This is a genomic window from Streptomyces huasconensis (genome assembly GCF_021028635.1).
Lineage (GTDB): Bacteria > Actinomycetota > Actinomycetes > Streptomycetales > Streptomycetaceae > Streptomyces > Streptomyces huasconensis.
Window position 1 is genome coordinate 5,729,874 of record NZ_CP086119.1, and the last position, 15,481, is coordinate 5,745,354.

Genomic DNA, 15,481 nt, shown 5'->3' on the forward strand with positions numbered 1-15,481 from the left:
AAAGTTTCACCGTGACTGTCACTACCGACCTGGTGTCGTACGAGGAAGCCCTCGCGACGTACGACCCCGTCATGGGCCTTGAGGTCCATGTCGAGCTGGGCACCAAGACCAAGATGTTCTGCGGCTGCTCGACCGCCCTCAAGCAGGATGCGAACAGCCAGACCTGCCCGACCTGCCTCGGCCTGCCCGGCGCGCTGCCGGTCGTCAACGAAATCGGCGTCGAGTCCGCCATCAAGATCGGCCTCGCGCTGAACTGCGAGATCGCCGAGTGGTGCCGCTTCGCCCGGAAGAACTACTTCTATCCGGACATGCCGAAGAACTTCCAGACCTCCCAGTACGACGAGCCGATCGCCTTCAACGGCTATCTGGACGTCCAGCTGGAGGACGGCGAGGTCTTCCGCGTGGAGATCGAGCGCGCCCACATGGAGGAGGACACCGGCAAGTCCACCCACGTGGGCGGTGCGACGGGCCGCATCCACGGCGCCTCGCACTCGCTCCTGGACTACAACCGCGCCGGCATCCCGCTGATCGAGATCGTCACCAAGCCGATCGAGGGCGCGGGCGAGCGCGCCCCCGAGGTCGCCAAGGCGTACGTCGCCGAGCTGCGCGAGCTGATCAAGGCGCTCGACGTCTCCGAGGCCCGCATGGACAAGGGCCAGATGCGCTGCGACGTCAACCTCTCGCTGCGCCCCAAGGGGCAGCAGGAGTTCGGCACCCGCAGCGAGACGAAGAACGTCAACTCGCTGCGCTCCGTGGAGCGCGCCGCGCGCTACGAGATCCGGCGCCACGCCGCGGTGCTCTCCTCGGGCGGCACGATCATCCAGGAGACCCGTCACTTCCACGAGGACGACGGCTCCACGACCTCCGGCCGCATCAAGGACAACGCCGAGGACTACCGGTACTTCCCGGAGCCCGACCTCGTCCCCGTCGCCCCGTCCCGTGAGTGGGTCGAGGAGCTGCGCGCCGGCCTTCCGGAGCTGCCGCGGCTGCGCCGCAACCGGCTCCGCGAGGAGTGGGGCATCTCCGAGCACGACATGCAGTCGATCCTCAACGCCGACGCCATCGGCCCGATCGTCGCCACGATCAACGCGGGCGCGGACGCCGCGTCGGCCCGCAAGTGGTGGATGGGCGAGCTGGCCCGGCACGCCAACGAGCAGGGTGTGGACCTCGGCTCGCTGGCGATCACGCCGGAGCACGTCGCCCGCGTCGCCGAGCTGGTCGCCAAGGGTGACCTGAACGACAAGCTGGCGCGCCAGGTCATCGAGGGCGTCCTGAAGGGCGAGGGCACCCCGGACGAGGTCGTCGAGAAGCGCGGCCTGAAGGTCGTCTCGGACGAGGGCGCGCTCACCGCCGCCGTCGACGAGGCCATCGCCGGCAACGCCGCCATCGCCGAGAAGATCCGCGGCGGCAAGGTCGCCGCGGCCGGCGCCCTGGTCGGCGCGGTCATGAAGGCCACCCGTGGCCAGGCCGACGCGGCCCGGGTGAAGGAACTGATCCTGGAGAAGCTGGGCGTCAGCGAAGGCTGAGCCCCCTGCGGCCAGGCGAGGGGCGGCGCACCCGAAGGGGGGCGCCGCCCCTTTCGCGTACCGCCAGGAACCGCTACGGCACGTTCGCGTACCGCCAGGACCCTTACGGCACGTCGGGCCGCGGCGGGCCGAACGGCTCGAAGAACATCTCCTCCAGCGGGTCCTGGTCCTTGCGCAGGCCGTAGAAGGCGGAGTTGCCGGGGCCGCCGCGCAGCCAGTTCAGCAGCGTCTCGGTGAAGTCGCCCTCCAGGGGCGGGCCCTGGTCCGCGTGCCGGGGGTTGACGGCCACGCGCCACTGCTCGGGCTCTCCCTCGACGCACCAGCCGATCTGGTCCCCGTCGATCGTGGAGACGGCAGGCAGGAAACCTCCCGGCTCGGGCCAGGCGGGCAGGGGGTAGAACTGCGGATGCGCCTCGCGCAGGCTGCGGTACCCCTCCAGCATCTCCTCCACCCCGGCCGCCAGACCGAGCCGGTGGCCGAGGTCGAGCGGGGCCGGCATGTCGAGCCACCAGCTCCAGTTCCCCGCGCCGTACCGCTCGCTCAGCGCCATGAAGTCCGGGGGCAGCCGGGTGCCGAGCCGCTCGAAGAGCTGCTCCCACGTGCCCTCGCCCACGTAGGGATCGAGGGGCGGGGGTATCAGCGCGGTGATCGCCTCCAGGCCCTCGCCCTCGGTGAGCGCGGCGTGCTGGCGGGCGTCCACATAGGTGCCGCGGGGCGGCGGTGCCCAGGGCGTGGCGCCGGCGAGGGGCGGCCAGGTGCGCACGGCGGGCGGCAGGGGGCCCAGGAGCCCGCCGGGCTCGCCGGGGTTCGGGACGCCGTCGCGGACGGCCGTGAACAGCCACTCCAGGAGCGGGAGTTCGTACGCCACCCAGGGCTTGGCGCCGCCGACCGCCACGGACGTGGTCAGCAGCACCACCGGCCACTCGTCCGGGTCCTTCGACGCGGAGGTGTCCCAGAAGAGGTGGTTCCCGCCCGAGGTGGTGGCGAAGGCGAGGAGACCGCCCTCATCGGGCAGGAAGCGGCGCTGCTCCTTGGTGAACATGTGCGGCCTGATCGCGGAGTGGCGGTGGGTCTCCAGGACCCACGCGGCGAAGTCGTAGCGGCCGTCGGCGCTGACACAGGGGGTGTGCAGCCGGACGGACGGGGCGTCGGGGCGGCCCGGTCCGCCTATCTCCGCCGGGCCGTAGGCCGACACCAGCGCCTTGTAGTCGGCCGGGAGCGGCACCTCCAGCCAGGCCTCCACCACCGCCCAGTCCACGGCGGGCACAGGGTCGGGCGGCGGCCCGACCAGGTCCGTGAAGGCGGCGATGCGTGCGGTGATCTCCATGCGTCCGAGGATGGCACCCGCCACTGACAACGCCCCGCGCCGACCACCGCCGACGCTCCCGCCGACGGCCATCCGGGTGGGCCGGGCCAGTCTTCGCGTCCGGGACCTTTTGGACGTTCACCCCGACTTCGTACAGCGGCCTTCACAACGAAACCGGACGTCACTAGCGTCCCCGCCGTACAGGGCAATGGATCAGCAGAGAACCATTGGTCGGCGGCCAGGGCCGGCCGGCCACAGGGCCAGGACTACTGGGAGGTCGTACGTGACTCCGGAGATTTCGCGCAGACGCCTGATGGCGATCGGCGGCGGTGCGCTCGGCGCGGCCGCCGCCGGTTCCTTCCTGCCGCCGTCGCTGCGGGAGGCGCTCGCGCACGAGCCGCCGCGCGGAGGCGGTCTCGACTCGATCGAGCACGTCGTGATCCTGATGCAGGAGAACCGTTCCTTCGATCACTACTTCGGGTCCCTGCGGGGCGTGCGCGGCTTCGGCGACCGCAACGCCATCCGGCTGCCGAGCGGCAAGCCGGTCTTCGAACAGCCCGACGGCCTGCGCACCGTCCTGCCCTTCCCCGTCCGGGAGGCGGCGAAGACGCAGAAGAAGGACCTCCAGTACATCGGCGACCTCGACCACTCCTGGGGCGGCGGCGCCAAGGCCTGGCACGACGGCTGGATGGACGGCTGGATCACCGCCAAGACCGCGGCGACCATGGCGTACTACACGCGCGAGGACATCCCGCTGCACTACGAACTCGCCGACACCTTCACCGTCTGCGACGCCTACCACTCCTCCATCCACACCTCCACCAGCCCCAACCGCAACCACCTGTGGAGCGGGAAGACGGGCCACGAGGCGAACGGCAAGCGGGCCGTCGGCAACGACGCGTACGCCGAGGGCACCCACCCCGGCTACGGCTGGGGGACCTACGCCGAGCGCCTGGAGAAGGCGGGCGTGAGCTGGCGCACGTACACGGAGTGGGAGAACTTCACCGACAACCAGATCGAGTTCTTCACCACCTTCAAGGCCATCGCCCGCAAGGCCCTGGCCAAGACCGGCCTCACCTTCATGGAGGCCTTCTACGCCAAGGTGCGCGACACCAAGGACGAGGCCGAGCGCGCCAAGCTGCTCGCCGCCCTGGAGGAGGGCGTCGCCACGCTGAGCAAGCACGAGCGCTCGCTGTTCGAGCGCGGTCTGCGGCGCGTGCCGACCGGCAGGCTCGCCGAGGAGTTCGCCAAGGACGTCGCGGGCGGCAAGCTCGCGAAGGTCACCTATCTGGTGCCCTCCGCCGTCGACTCCGAGCACCCCGGCGTCTCGTCGCCGATCCACAGCGCGACGATCGTCTACAAGATCCTCGACGCCCTCGCCTCGCGTCCCGACGTGTGGCGCCGCACCGCCGTCTTCATCAACTACGACGAGAACGACGGCTTCTTCGACCACGTCCCGCCGCCCGTGCCCGGCGGCGACTCGGCCGAGGAGAAGGAGGAGCGCTGGGAGGGCAGGCCGACCGGGCTCGGCATGCGCGTGCCGATGCTCGTCGTCTCCCCGTGGACCGTCGGCGGCTACGTCTGCTCCGAGGTCTTCGACCACACCTCCGTCGTGCGCTTCCTGGAGAAGTGGACCGGCGTCGAGGAACCGAACATCAGCGCCTGGCGCCGCAAGGTCACCGGCGACCTCACCGGCGCCTTCGACTTCCGGCGCGCCCACCGGCAGCCGGACGTCGAACAGCCGGGCCCCATCCCGGCGTTCAGCGGCCGCTGGCGGCCGCAGCCGCCCCTGCAGCAGGCCATGCCGGTGCAGGAGCCGGGCGTGCGGCGCGCCCGCCCGCTGCCGTACCAGCCGGACGCGGACGTGCGGCCCGCCGAGGACGGCACGCTCACGGTGCGGCTGCGCAACGGCGGCAGCTCCAGCGCGCACTTCGCGCTCTACCCCTACGCCGGTGAGTACACCGTCCCGCAGCATCAGGACGTCGTCCGCAAGGGCTCCTGGAGTGTGCCGGTCCGGGGCGACGCGTACGACTTCACCGTCACCGGCCCGAACGGCTTCCGACGGGAGTTCGAGGGCGGCGCACCAGCCAAGGACGGCAAGGGCGGCAAGGACGGCGGCGCGCGGCTCGCCTCGGCGATCACCCGCCGCGAGATCCACCTCACCCTCGCCAGCCGGGGCCGCGGCGAGCTGGTCTTCACGGTCAAGCCGCTCGGATACGTGGACGAGGACGACGTCAGGCGCCGCACGCGCACCGTCCGCGTCAAGGCGGGCAGCAGCCGCACCGTCGCCTGGCGGACCGACGACGAGCACGGCTGGTACGACATAGAGGTCACGACGGACCGTGACACCGCGTTCCGCCGCCGCCTCATGGGCCACATCGAGAACGGCCGCGCCAGCGTCTCGGGCTGACGCCCGGCGCGCTCGGTCACGTCATGTGGTCCCTGGTGCGCGGAGGGTGCCCCCGGGTGCCTCCGCGCACACCTCGCCCGGCTGTGAGGATGGCCACGAAAGGGACCAACGATCTCCAAGGGCTGTCAAGGTGACTGAGGCGCTCATGTCGCCTCACATGCGTTCTTTACGGGCTGTCCAGTCGTGTCACTGCTGTTCCCGATGAAGATCCACAGATCACCCAGGGAGCCAGTACGTGGCAGCACTCGCACGATGGTGTGTCAGGCACCGCCTTCTCGCCGTCCTGCTCTGGCTCCTCGCCCTCGGCGGCGCCACGACCGCCGCCGCCGTCGCCGGGTCCGCGTACTCGAACGACTACGAGGTCCCCGGCACCGAGTCCGGCCGCGCCACCCAGCTCTTGGACAAGGGCTTCCACGGCCTCGGCGGCGACAGCGACACCGTCGTCTGGCACACCGCGGGCCCCGGCGGCTCCGTCCGCGCGGCCGACGTCGAGCGGACCATGACCGGCGCCCTGGACAAGATCGCCGACCTGCCCGCCGTGGCCTCCGTGACGAGCCCCTACGACAGCCAGGGCGCGAGCCAGGTGAGCCGGGACGGCCGCACCGCCTACGCCACCGTCACCTTCCGCGAGCAGGCCGACGACATCGACAGGGCCGACGCCCAGCGGGTCGTCGACACCGCCAAGGCCGCCGAGTCCGACGGCCTGGAGGTCGAACTCGGCGGCACCGCCATCGGCCTCACCGAGTCCAAGAGCGCCCAGGTCGCCGAGATCGTCGGGATCGCCGTCGCGGCCGTCGTGCTCTTCCTCGCCTTCGGCTCCCTCGCCGCGTCCGCCCTGCCCATAGCGACCGCGCTGGTCTCCGTCGGCACCGCGTACGCGGGCATCGTGCTGCTCGGGCAGGTGATGACCGTCGCCGACTTCGCCCCGATGCTGGGCACGCTGATCGGTCTCGGCGTCGGCATCGACTACGCCCTGTTCATCGTGACCAGGCACCGCAAGGGCCTCAAACGGGGCCTGCCCGTGGCCGAGGCCGCCGAGCGTGCCGTGGCCACCACCGGGCGCGCCGTCGTCTTCGCGGGCGCCACCGTCTGCATCGCCCTGCTCGGCATGCTCATCCTGCGGCTCAGCTTCCTCAACGGCGTCGCGATCGCCGCCTCGCTGACCGTCGTCCTCACCGTCGCGGCCTCCGTCACGCTGCTGCCCGCCCTGCTCTCCTGGATCGGGCCGCGCGCCCTGAGCCGCCGCGAACGCCGCAGGCTCGCCGAGCACGGGCCCGCGCCGGAGCTGCCGACCGGGCTCGCCGCCCGCTGGGCCGCCTTCGTCGAACGCCACCCCAAACTCCTCGGCGCCGCCGCCGTCCTGGTCATGGCCGTGCTCGCGCTGCCCACCTTCGCCCTCCACCTCGGCACCTCCGACCAGGGCAACAAACCCGCCTCCGCCACCACCCGGCAGGCCTACGACCTGCTCGCCGACGGCTTCGGACCCGGCGTGAACGGCCCCCTGACCCTGGTCGGCGAGGTCTACGGCGCGGGCGACCGCAACGCCCTGAACGACCTGGGCACGACGCTGAGGTCGACCGAGGGCGTCGCCTCCGTGAGCCCGGCGACGTACGCCGAGAGCGGCCGCACCGCCTTCCTCACCGTCGTCCCCGACTCGCCCCCGCAGTCGAAGGAGACCAGCGACCTCGTCGACCGGCTGCGCGACGACGTCCTGCCCGCGGCCGAGACGGACAGCTCCCTCAACGTGGCGGTCGGCGGCGTCACCGCGAGCTACGACGACTTCGCGGAGATCATCGTCGCGAAGCTGCCGCTCTTCGTGGGCGTCGTCATCGGGCTCGGCTGTGTCCTGCTCCTGCTCGCCTTCCGCTCGGTCGGCATCCCGCTCAAGGCCGCCGTGATGAACGTCGCCGCCGTCGCCTCCGCGTTCGGGGTCGTCGTCGCGATCTTCCAGTGGGGCTGGGGGAGCGAACTGCTCGGGCTCGGCGCGGCCGGGCCGATAGAACCCTTCCTGCCGGTGATCATGGTCTCCGTCCTCTTCGGACTCTCCATGGACTACCAGGTGTTCCTGGTCAGCCGGATGTACGAGGAGTGGCTGGAGACCGGTGACAACCGGCGGGCGGTCCGCGTCGGCCTCGCCGAGACGAGCCGCGTGATCAACTCCGCGGCCGTCATCATGATCTCCGTCTTCCTGGCCTTCGTCCTCAGCGGCGACCGCGTCATCGCGATGTTCGGCATCGCCCTCGCGGCGGCCGTGGCCCTCGACGCCTTCGTCCTGCGGACCCTGCTCGTCCCCGCCCTCATGCACATGCTCGGCGGCGCCAACTGGTGGCTGCCGCGGCGCCTGGACCGTCTCCTGCCGCGCATCAGCATCGAGCCGCCCGAAAGTCGTTCGGATGCGGGCGGCGCGCGTGCGACGATCCCCCGGCGGCGTGCGAACCCGGCGCCGCATGAGGACGTCAGTGGACCTGAGGAGCAGGAGCGGGATGTTCGCGATATCGCTGGGCGAGGGCGCTGAGCTGCGGCCGATCGAGCCGTGGCAGGCACAGGAATTTCTCGGACACATCGAGCGCGCACGGGAGTACGCGGGGGCGTGGGTGCCCTTCACCGTGACGGTGAAGGACCTGGAGACGGCGAAGAGTTTCCTCCAGACGTACGCCGACAAGCAGGCCGCCGACACCGGGCGCCTCTACGGCATCTGGCTGGAGGGCACGCTCGTCGGCGGTGTCCTCTTCCGGATCTTCGACACCGGTTCCGACAGCTGCGAGATCGGCGTGTGGCTGGAGCCGTCGGCCGCCGGGCGCGGGCTGGTGAACAAGGCCTCGCGCGTCCTCATCGACTGGGCGGTCGACCAGCGCGGCATGCACCGCGTGGAGTGGCTGGTGTCGTCCCGCAACGACCGCAGCAAGGCCGCCGCCGCGCGGCTCGGCTTCGTCAAGGACGGCGTCCTGCGGGAGAGCTTCCCCTGGCAGGGGGTGCGGCACGACATGGAGGTGTGGTCCGTACTCGCCCCGGAGTGGCGTGCGGCGCGGGAGACGGCGCACGGCGGCCGTTAAGACGCCTCTCAGACTCCGTCCGTACGGTGCGGCGCATGGGTACTGAGACAGAGGACGCGGCCGGGGCCAAGGATGCCACCGGGATCAAGGATGCAGACGGGACCAAGGATGCCGAGGCGGCCGGGGAAGTGACCGTCGGGGCCAAGGAGTCGGCGCCGGGGGCGGAGGCGGGCACGGTCGACGTCACGAAGTCGGGGGACAGCGCCGACGACGTGGACGGGACGGAGGAGGCGGACGAGGCGGACGAGGGCGCGGCGGACGAGGCCCTGGCCGTGGCCGCCGCCCGGCCCGCCAAGGCCGCCGGGGTCGGTCAGGGCGCCGCCGCCGTGGTCTCCGCCGCGCTCGGTGTGATCGGTCTCTCCGGTGGCTGGCTCGGCACGGTCGCCGCCGCGCGTTCGAACATCATGGGGCAGCTGGAGACCGCCCGGTCCGCGAGCGTCGGCCGGCAGATCCAGTCCCTGTACGGCGACTCCTGGAAGGTCACCGCGCTGATCGCGGGCCTCTTCGCGCTCACCGCCCTGGTCACCGGCTTCGTGGTCCTGGTCAGGCCCGCGTTCGGCGCCCCCGGCCAGGAACAGGCGCCGTGGATCAAGTCCGTGGCCTGGGCGGGCGTCGTACTCGGCGTGATCGGACTGATCCTCGCCGTCCTCAAGTACTCCGACCTGCTGCTCGGCCTTCCCTCGACACCTTCCTGAGCCCTGCGTAAGCCCACGTAAGGCAGGGGCGGGCCCGGGGCTAAGACCCCCGGCCCGCCCTTCGCCGTACCTAAGGCCCCCGGCCTCCCGGAGATGCGGCACTCGCCCGATGTGGGACACGCCCCTGGGAGACGAGAGTGGTGCCATCGCAGAGAGCGATGGCACCACCAACCGCCCAAGGGGTACGAGATGTTCGAGTACGAGATGCACCAGATGCGCGCCGCCGAGCTGGCCCGCGAGGCCGACCGCCGCCGCCTGATCCGCGAGGTCCGCAGGAACCGCCGCGCCGAGACCGCGGCCCGCCGCTCGACCGGCGACGAAGCGGAGGGGCGGGTGAACATGCCCCTGTGGAAGTCCCGCTTCACACCGGCCGCCTGAGGTGACCGGGGCGGCGTCGGCGACGGGACAGGCGCGCGGGACGTCCCGGCAGCTCCGCGCGGCACCGGAGGTGACCGGTTCGCGGACAGCGGGTGCCGTACCGTCCACGCACTGTGCGATGCTCGCGGGCGTGGAGACCAGGTCCGTCAGCCCGGTGTTCGTCGGCCGCGCCGACGAGTTGGGCGTACTGAACGAAGCGCTCGCCCGCGCCACGGGGACCCCGCTCGAAGGAGCCGGGGGCCCCGGCACGGGCGAGCCGCAGGCACTGCTGCTCGGCGGTGAGGCGGGCGTCGGCAAGACGCGCCTCATCGAGGAGTTCACCGAGGCCGCCCGGCAGCGGGGCGCCGTCGTCGCGCTCGGCGGCTGCGTGGAGATCGGAGCCGACGGCCTGCCGTTCGCCCCCTTCTCCAGCGCCCTGCGCGCCCTGCGCCGACAGCTTCCGGACGAACTGGCCGCCGCCGCCGAGGGCCAGGAGGAGGAACTCGCCCGGCTCCTGCCCGAACTCGCCGGCGCCGCCACCACGGGAAACGGCCACGGATACGGCGCCGCCAGCAGATCCGACGAACAGGACGTCGCCCGCCTCTTCGAGCTGACCGCCCGCCTCCTGGAGCGCCTCTCCCGCGACCGCGCGGTCGTCGTCGTCCTGGAGGACCTGCACTGGGCCGACGCCTCGACCCGCCACCTCCTCGCCTATCTCTTCCGCACCCTGCGCGGCGGCCGCCTCGTCCTGATCGCCACCTACCGCGCCGACGACATCCACCGCCGCCACCCGCTGCGCCCCCTCCTCGCCGAACTGGACCGCCTGCGCACGGTGCGCCGCATCGAACTCGGCCGCTTCAGCAAGGACGAGGTCGCCCGCCAGATGGCCGGGATACTCGCGGCCGAACCCGAACAGCCCCTGGTCGACGACATATTCGACCGCTCCGACGGCAACGCCTTCTTCGTCGAGGAACTCGCCGTCGCCTCCCACGGCGGCAGCTGCGCGAGCCTGACGGACTCCCTGCGCGACCTCCTCCTGGTCCGCGTCGAGGAACTCCCGGAGGACACCCAGCGGGTGGCCCGGATCGTCGCCGAGGGCGGCTCCACCGTGGAGTACGAACTGCTCGCCGAGGTCGCCGGGCTCGGCGAGGACGACCTCATCGAAGCCCTGCGGGCCGCCGTCGGCGCGAACATCCTGCTCGCCTCGCCCGAAGGCGACGGCTACCGCTTCCGGCACTCCCTGGTTCGCGAGGCGGTCAGCGACGACCTGCTGCCCGGCGAACGCTCCCGCATCAACCGCCGCTTCGCCGAGGCCCTGGAGGCCGACCCCTCGCTCGTCGCCGCCGACCAGCGCGCCGCCCGCCTCGCCACCTACTGGTACTACGCGCACGACGCCGCCAAGGCCCTGCCCGCCGTCCTGCGCGCCTCCGTCGAGGCCCGCCGCCGGCACGCCTACGCCGAGCAACTGCGGCTCCTGGAGCGGGCCATGGAACTGTGGGACGACGCCCCCGACGCCGTACGCGAACGACTCCGTCCCGCCGACTACGTCGAGGGCCACCCCGCCGGTGCCTGCGACCCCGCCACCACCCCGCTGCACTTCCTGGACCTGATGGCCGAGGCCGCGGTCGCCGGACGCCTCTGCGGCGAACGCGAACGCGCCCTGAAGATCACCAAGCGCGCCCTGCGCCTCCTGGAGGGCGAGAACGACCCCTTGCGCTCCGCCTGGTTCTGGGTCTCGCGCTCCCGCCTCGTCTCCACCCTCGGCCGCGGCGACGGCTGGGACGAGATCGCGCGGGCCCAGGAGCTGATGCGCGGCCTGCCGCCCTCCGAGGTGCACGCCGACGTCCTCGTCCACCGCGCCTCCTGGGGCATGCTGCACGACCCGGGCCCGGAGACCATGGCCGCCGCCGAACGTGCCGTCGAGTACGCCCGCATGGTCAAGTCCGACACCATCGAGCTCAACGCCCGCCTCACCCGCGGCAACCTCCTCATCGAAGCGGGCGACCCGGAGACCGGCCTCGCCGAGATGTACGAGGTCAGGGACCGCGTCATCGAGGAGGGTCTGGTCACCGACCTCAGCCGCGCCCACATCAACCTCCCCTCCGCCCTCGAAGGCGTCGGCCGCTCCGCCGAGTCCGTGAAGGTCGCGATGGAGGGCATCGAGTTCTGCCGGAAGTACGGCCTGATGGACACCGAGGGCTGGGTGTGGGCCAACGCCGCCGAGTCCCTGCTGTCCCTCGGCCGCTGGGACGAGGCCGCCGAGGCCGTCGCCCAGACCCACCGCTGCGTCCAGAGCTCCAAGCCGCGGGGCACCGCCGCCCAGTGCTCCGCGCGCATGGCGCTCTTCCGCGGCGACCACGCCGCCGCCGTCCGCCACCTCCAGGCCGCCTACCACCACTACGGCAGCCACGACCCGCAGCCGCAGTACATCCTGCCGCTGGCCCGCATCGCCCTCGGGGTCGCCGCGGCCGAGGGCCGCATCCTCGACGGCCGCGCCGAGGTCGAACGCGGCCTGGCCTCCGGACTTCCGTTCGGCACCTACAAGTACGGCTGGCCGCTGCTCCTCTCCGCCGCCGCGATGGAGGCCGACGCCCGTGGCCTGCCCGCCGCCGAGCAGGGCCGCCCCGCCGCCATCGAACGCATCCGCCGCATCACCCAGTCCCTCGCCACCCCCATCCCGCTCTGGCGGGCCTACGCCGAGTGGACCCGTGCCGAACTGCTGCGCGCCGAGGGCCGCGACGGCTCCGCCGACTGGGCCGCCGTGGTCACCGCCGTCGAACCGCTGGAGCGGCCCTACGACCTCGCCCACGTCCGCCTGCGCCTCGCCGAGGCCCTCCTCGGCCCGGACGGCACCGACCGCGACGGCGCCGCCCGGCTGCTGCGGCAGGCCGGCGAGGTGGCCGAACGGCTCGGCGCACGGCCCCTCGCCGAGTCGATCACCGGACTCGCCCAGCGCGCCCGCCTCACCCTGCACCCCACGGAGGCGGTGCGCGCCCCCGCCGTCCCGGCCGACCCCGCCGAGGCGCTCGGCCTGACCAGCCGGGAGCGGGACGTGCTGCGCCTGGTCGCGGTGGGCCGCAGCAACCGCCAGATCGCCGAGGAACTCTTCATCTCCCCGAAGACGGCCAGCGTCCACGTCTCCAACATCCTCGCCAAGCTGTCCGTCACCGGCCGCGGCGAGGCCGCCGCCCTCGCCCACCGGCTGCGGCTGTTCCCGACGGGCGACGCGACGACCGCGGGTCAGGAGACGGGCACCTAGACGCCCCCCCACACCTCTGTGACCTGCGTCTTTACGGCCCCGGCCGATTACATGCCGGCTCGCTTACGCTTGACGACAGAGACTCGGCTCCAGGGAGGCGCAGTGTTCAACGCGATCGAGGCGCTCTTCGCGCCGGGGCGCAAGCACACCGACGACGAACAGAAGCGTCTGGAGATGACCCGCGTCGACCTCGCCGACGGCGACCCCGGCCGCGGACCGATCGACCTGTCCTCGGGCAAGGTGGTCGTCCGCCCGCCCGTCCCGGCGCCCCGCGCGGACGAGACACCGCACCCGGGCGGGACACCACACCCGGGCGAGGCGCCGGACTCCGCCGAGCAGACGGTCACGGTCTCTGACGAGACACCGGGCCCCGCCGAGCAGACGGTCTCAGGTGAGCAGGTCGGTCCCGGCGAGCGAATACCCCCCTCCGCCGCCGGCGAGCCGAAGGGCTGACCTACTTCACCTCCACCTCCAAGATCTTGTCGTCCCCCTTCTGCGGCGTGCCCCGCGAGTCCGTCTCGTTCGTCACCAGCCACAACTTGTCGCCGCCCGCCGCGAGGACCGTGCGCAACCGGCCGTGCTCGCCCTTGAGGAAGGACTGCGGGTTCGGCGCGCCCTCCACACCTCTCACCGGGATGCGCCACAACCGCTCACCCCGCAGCCCCGCCATCCAGACCGAGCCCTCGGCGTAGGCGATGCCGCTCGGTGAGGCCTCGGAGGTCTTCCACTGGGCGAGCGGATCGCGGAAGCCCTCCTTGCCGGCCTTGCCCTCGGCCTCGGGCCAGCCGTAATTCTCCCCGGCCTTGATCTCGTTCAGCTCGTCCCACGTGTCCTGGCCGAACTCGGAGGCCCACAGCCGCTTCTGCTCGTCCCAGGCGAGGCCCTGGACATTGCGGTGGCCCAGTGAATAGACGGGGGAGTCGGCGAAGGGGTTGCCGGGAGCAGGCTCGCCGTCCGGGGTCAGACGCAGGATCTTGCCGCCGAGGGACTCCTTGTCCTGCGCCAGCTCCGTGTCACCCGTCTCACCCGCGCCCGCGTAGAGCATCTTGTCCGGGCCGAAGGCGATCCGGCCGCCGTTGTGGATCATGCCCTTCGGGATGCCCTTGAAGATCGTGTCGGGCGCGCCCAACTGCTCGCCTGCGGGCTTCTTCTCGTCGTACAGCATGCGGGCGATGCGGTTGTCGGACTCCGTCGTGAAGTAGGCGTACACCATGTGGTCAGAGGCGTACGAGGGCGAGAGCGCGAGGCCCATCAGGCCGCCCTCGCCACCGGGGGCGACGCCGGGCACCGAGCCCAGCTCCGTCTTCTTCCCCGTCGTGCCGTCCACCCGGGTGATGGTGCCTTCGTCGCGCGAGGAGACCAGGAGGTCCCCGCCGGGCAGGGCGGCGAGACCCCACGGCGAGTCGAGGTCCGTGGCGAGGGTGCGGGTGACCTTCGCCGAGCCCTTCTCAGGTGGGGGCTGGGCCCCCGGCTTTCCACCGGGGGACTTGCTCGGCGCCTCACGTTGCGAGGGACTTTTCCGGTGGGCCGGCGTGTCCTTGTCCCCCGACGAGCACCCGACCGCGAGGACGAGGGCGGCGGCGGTCAACACGGCCGTAACAGCAGGTCGTTGCATGATCAGGTCCCTTCGGCGCGGCGTTCCTACTGTTCATACACCGCTCACGCCCCGCAGGTTCCCATTCCGCCCCCACGAGACCCCGGAGATCACAGGCGCCGCCCACGCCCCCCCACGCCGTCGCGCGCCCCCTCAGCCCTCTCAGCCCGCTCGGCCCCCGTCGCCCCCGCCCCTCCGCGCCCCTCAGTCCCACGACCCCAGCGCCGCCGGCAGCGCCGCGATCTCCGCCAGGTCCGTCCCGGTCAGCCGCAGCGCCGCCGCCCCGGCGTTCTCCACCGCCCAGCGCGCCCGCTTGGCCCCGGGGATCGGCACCACATGGCGGCCCTGCGCGAGCACCCACGCCAGCGCGACCTGCGCCGGTGTCGCCCCGTGCCGCTCCGCCACCCGGCGCAACCCCACCACCAGCGGCTGGTTGGCGGCCATCATCTCGGCGGTGAAGCGCGGGTGCCGGGCCCGCAGGTCGTCCGGCTCGAAGCCCTGGCCGGGCGTCAGCGTCCCGGTGAGGAAACCATTCCCCAGCGGCATCGCCGCGAGGAACCCCACCCCGCGGGCCACGCACCACGGCAGCAGCGCCTCCAGCGCCTCGGGCGACCACACCGACAGCTCGGCCTCCACCGCGCTCACCGGAAAGACCTGCTGCACGCGCTCCAACTGGCGGATCGTCAGATCGTGCAACCCTGACCCGGGCCGCCCCGGCGCCATACGCCGGTGCGCGGCGCGCGCCCCCACCGCGCACAGCCCCAGGGCCCGCACCTTCCCCGCGGCGACCAGCTCGGCCATCGCGCCCCACGTCTCCTCGATGGGCACCTCGGGGTCCGCGCGGTGCAGCTGGTACAGGTCGATGGTCTCCGTCTGGAGCCGCCGCAGCGACGCGTCGCAGGCCCGTTTCACATAGCCGGGGCGGCCGTTGGCGACGATGTGCTGCTCACCGACGAGCAGCCCGCACTTCGTCGAGACGAACGCCTCCGCACGCCGCTCCCTCAGCACCCGGCCGAGCAGCAGCTCATTGGTGAAGGGCCCGTACATGTCGGCGGTGTCCAGCAGCGTCACCCCCGGGCCGGCGGCGCCCGTGGCGTCCAGTGCGGCGTGCACGGTGCGCAGCGACGCGTCGCCGCGCTGCCGTGAGCCGGTATACGCCCAGCTCATCGGCATGCAGCCGAGTCCGACGGCGCCCACTTCGAGCGCCCCCGCGCCGATCGTCCTGCGCTCCACCTGGCCGTACCCTCCCACTCCTGGTCCGGAGATCACCCCAACCTAACC

Annotated in this window: 11 protein-coding genes; 8 read left to right on the forward strand and 3 right to left on the reverse strand. The window is 72.4% G+C overall.

All coding sequences use genetic code 11. The features are described 5' to 3' along the window. The first annotated feature begins 11 nt into the window (after positions 1-11). On the forward strand, positions 12-1,526 hold the full coding sequence (gatB, locus tag J2N69_RS26185) for an Asp-tRNA(Asn)/Glu-tRNA(Gln) amidotransferase subunit GatB (protein WP_230902909.1): 1,515 nt from the start codon (positions 12-14) through the stop codon (positions 1,524-1,526). Between the two features lie 103 nt (positions 1,527-1,629). Here the strand turns inward: gatB and J2N69_RS26190 are convergent, their stop codons facing one another. Then, complete coding sequence (locus J2N69_RS26190; RefSeq protein WP_230902910.1) at positions 1,630-2,853, reverse strand: SMI1/KNR4 family protein; 1,224 nt, start codon at positions 2,851-2,853, stop codon at positions 1,630-1,632. A gap of 262 nt (positions 2,854-3,115) precedes the next feature. Between J2N69_RS26190 and J2N69_RS26195 the strand changes: the two genes are divergently transcribed. The 7 genes from J2N69_RS26195 (at position 3,116) to J2N69_RS26225 (ending at position 13,059) form a co-directional block, all read left to right on the forward strand. After that, on the forward strand, positions 3,116-5,242 hold the full coding sequence (locus J2N69_RS26195; RefSeq protein ID WP_230902911.1) for a phosphocholine-specific phospholipase C: 2,127 nt from the start codon (positions 3,116-3,118) through the stop codon (positions 5,240-5,242). Between the two features lie 235 nt (positions 5,243-5,477). After that, positions 5,478-7,757 carry an MMPL family transporter gene (locus J2N69_RS26200; RefSeq protein WP_230902912.1) on the forward strand — a complete coding sequence of 760 codons (2,280 nt, stop codon included), beginning with the start codon at positions 5,478-5,480 and terminating at the stop codon, positions 7,755-7,757. Next, entirely contained in the window at positions 7,726-8,295 is a 570-nt protein-coding gene (locus tag J2N69_RS26205) for a GNAT family N-acetyltransferase (RefSeq protein WP_230902913.1), read from the forward strand. Before J2N69_RS26200 ends, J2N69_RS26205 begins: the two co-directional genes overlap by 32 nt. A 35-nt stretch (positions 8,296-8,330) precedes the next feature. Further along, positions 8,331-8,990, forward strand: a complete 660-nt coding sequence (locus J2N69_RS26210; protein WP_230902914.1) for a hypothetical protein — start codon at positions 8,331-8,333, stop codon at positions 8,988-8,990. A gap of 189 nt (positions 8,991-9,179) precedes the next feature. Next, positions 9,180-9,368 carry a hypothetical protein gene (locus tag J2N69_RS26215; RefSeq protein ID WP_230902915.1) on the forward strand — a complete coding sequence of 63 codons (189 nt, stop codon included), beginning with the start codon at positions 9,180-9,182 and terminating at the stop codon, positions 9,366-9,368. Between the two features lie 118 nt (positions 9,369-9,486). Beyond that, positions 9,487-12,606, forward strand: coding sequence for a helix-turn-helix transcriptional regulator (locus J2N69_RS26220; RefSeq protein ID WP_230902916.1), 3,120 nt, complete (start codon positions 9,487-9,489; stop codon positions 12,604-12,606). Positions 12,607-12,708: 102 nt separating this feature from the next. After that, a complete protein-coding gene (locus J2N69_RS26225) occupies positions 12,709-13,059 on the forward strand; it encodes a DUF6191 domain-containing protein (RefSeq protein WP_230902917.1) in 351 nt (116 codons plus the stop codon). 1 nt (position 13,060) lies between these two features. Here the strand turns inward: J2N69_RS26225 and J2N69_RS26230 are convergent, their stop codons facing one another. Further along, positions 13,061-14,221 carry a PQQ-dependent sugar dehydrogenase gene (locus tag J2N69_RS26230; RefSeq protein WP_230902918.1) on the reverse strand — a complete coding sequence of 387 codons (1,161 nt, stop codon included), beginning with the start codon at positions 14,219-14,221 and terminating at the stop codon, positions 13,061-13,063. A gap of 183 nt (positions 14,222-14,404) precedes the next feature. Next, positions 14,405-15,433 (reverse strand): aldo/keto reductase, encoded by a 1,029-nt coding sequence (locus J2N69_RS26235; RefSeq protein ID WP_230902919.1) that lies wholly within the window; start codon positions 15,431-15,433, stop codon positions 14,405-14,407. Positions 15,434-15,481: the final 48 nt, after the last annotated feature.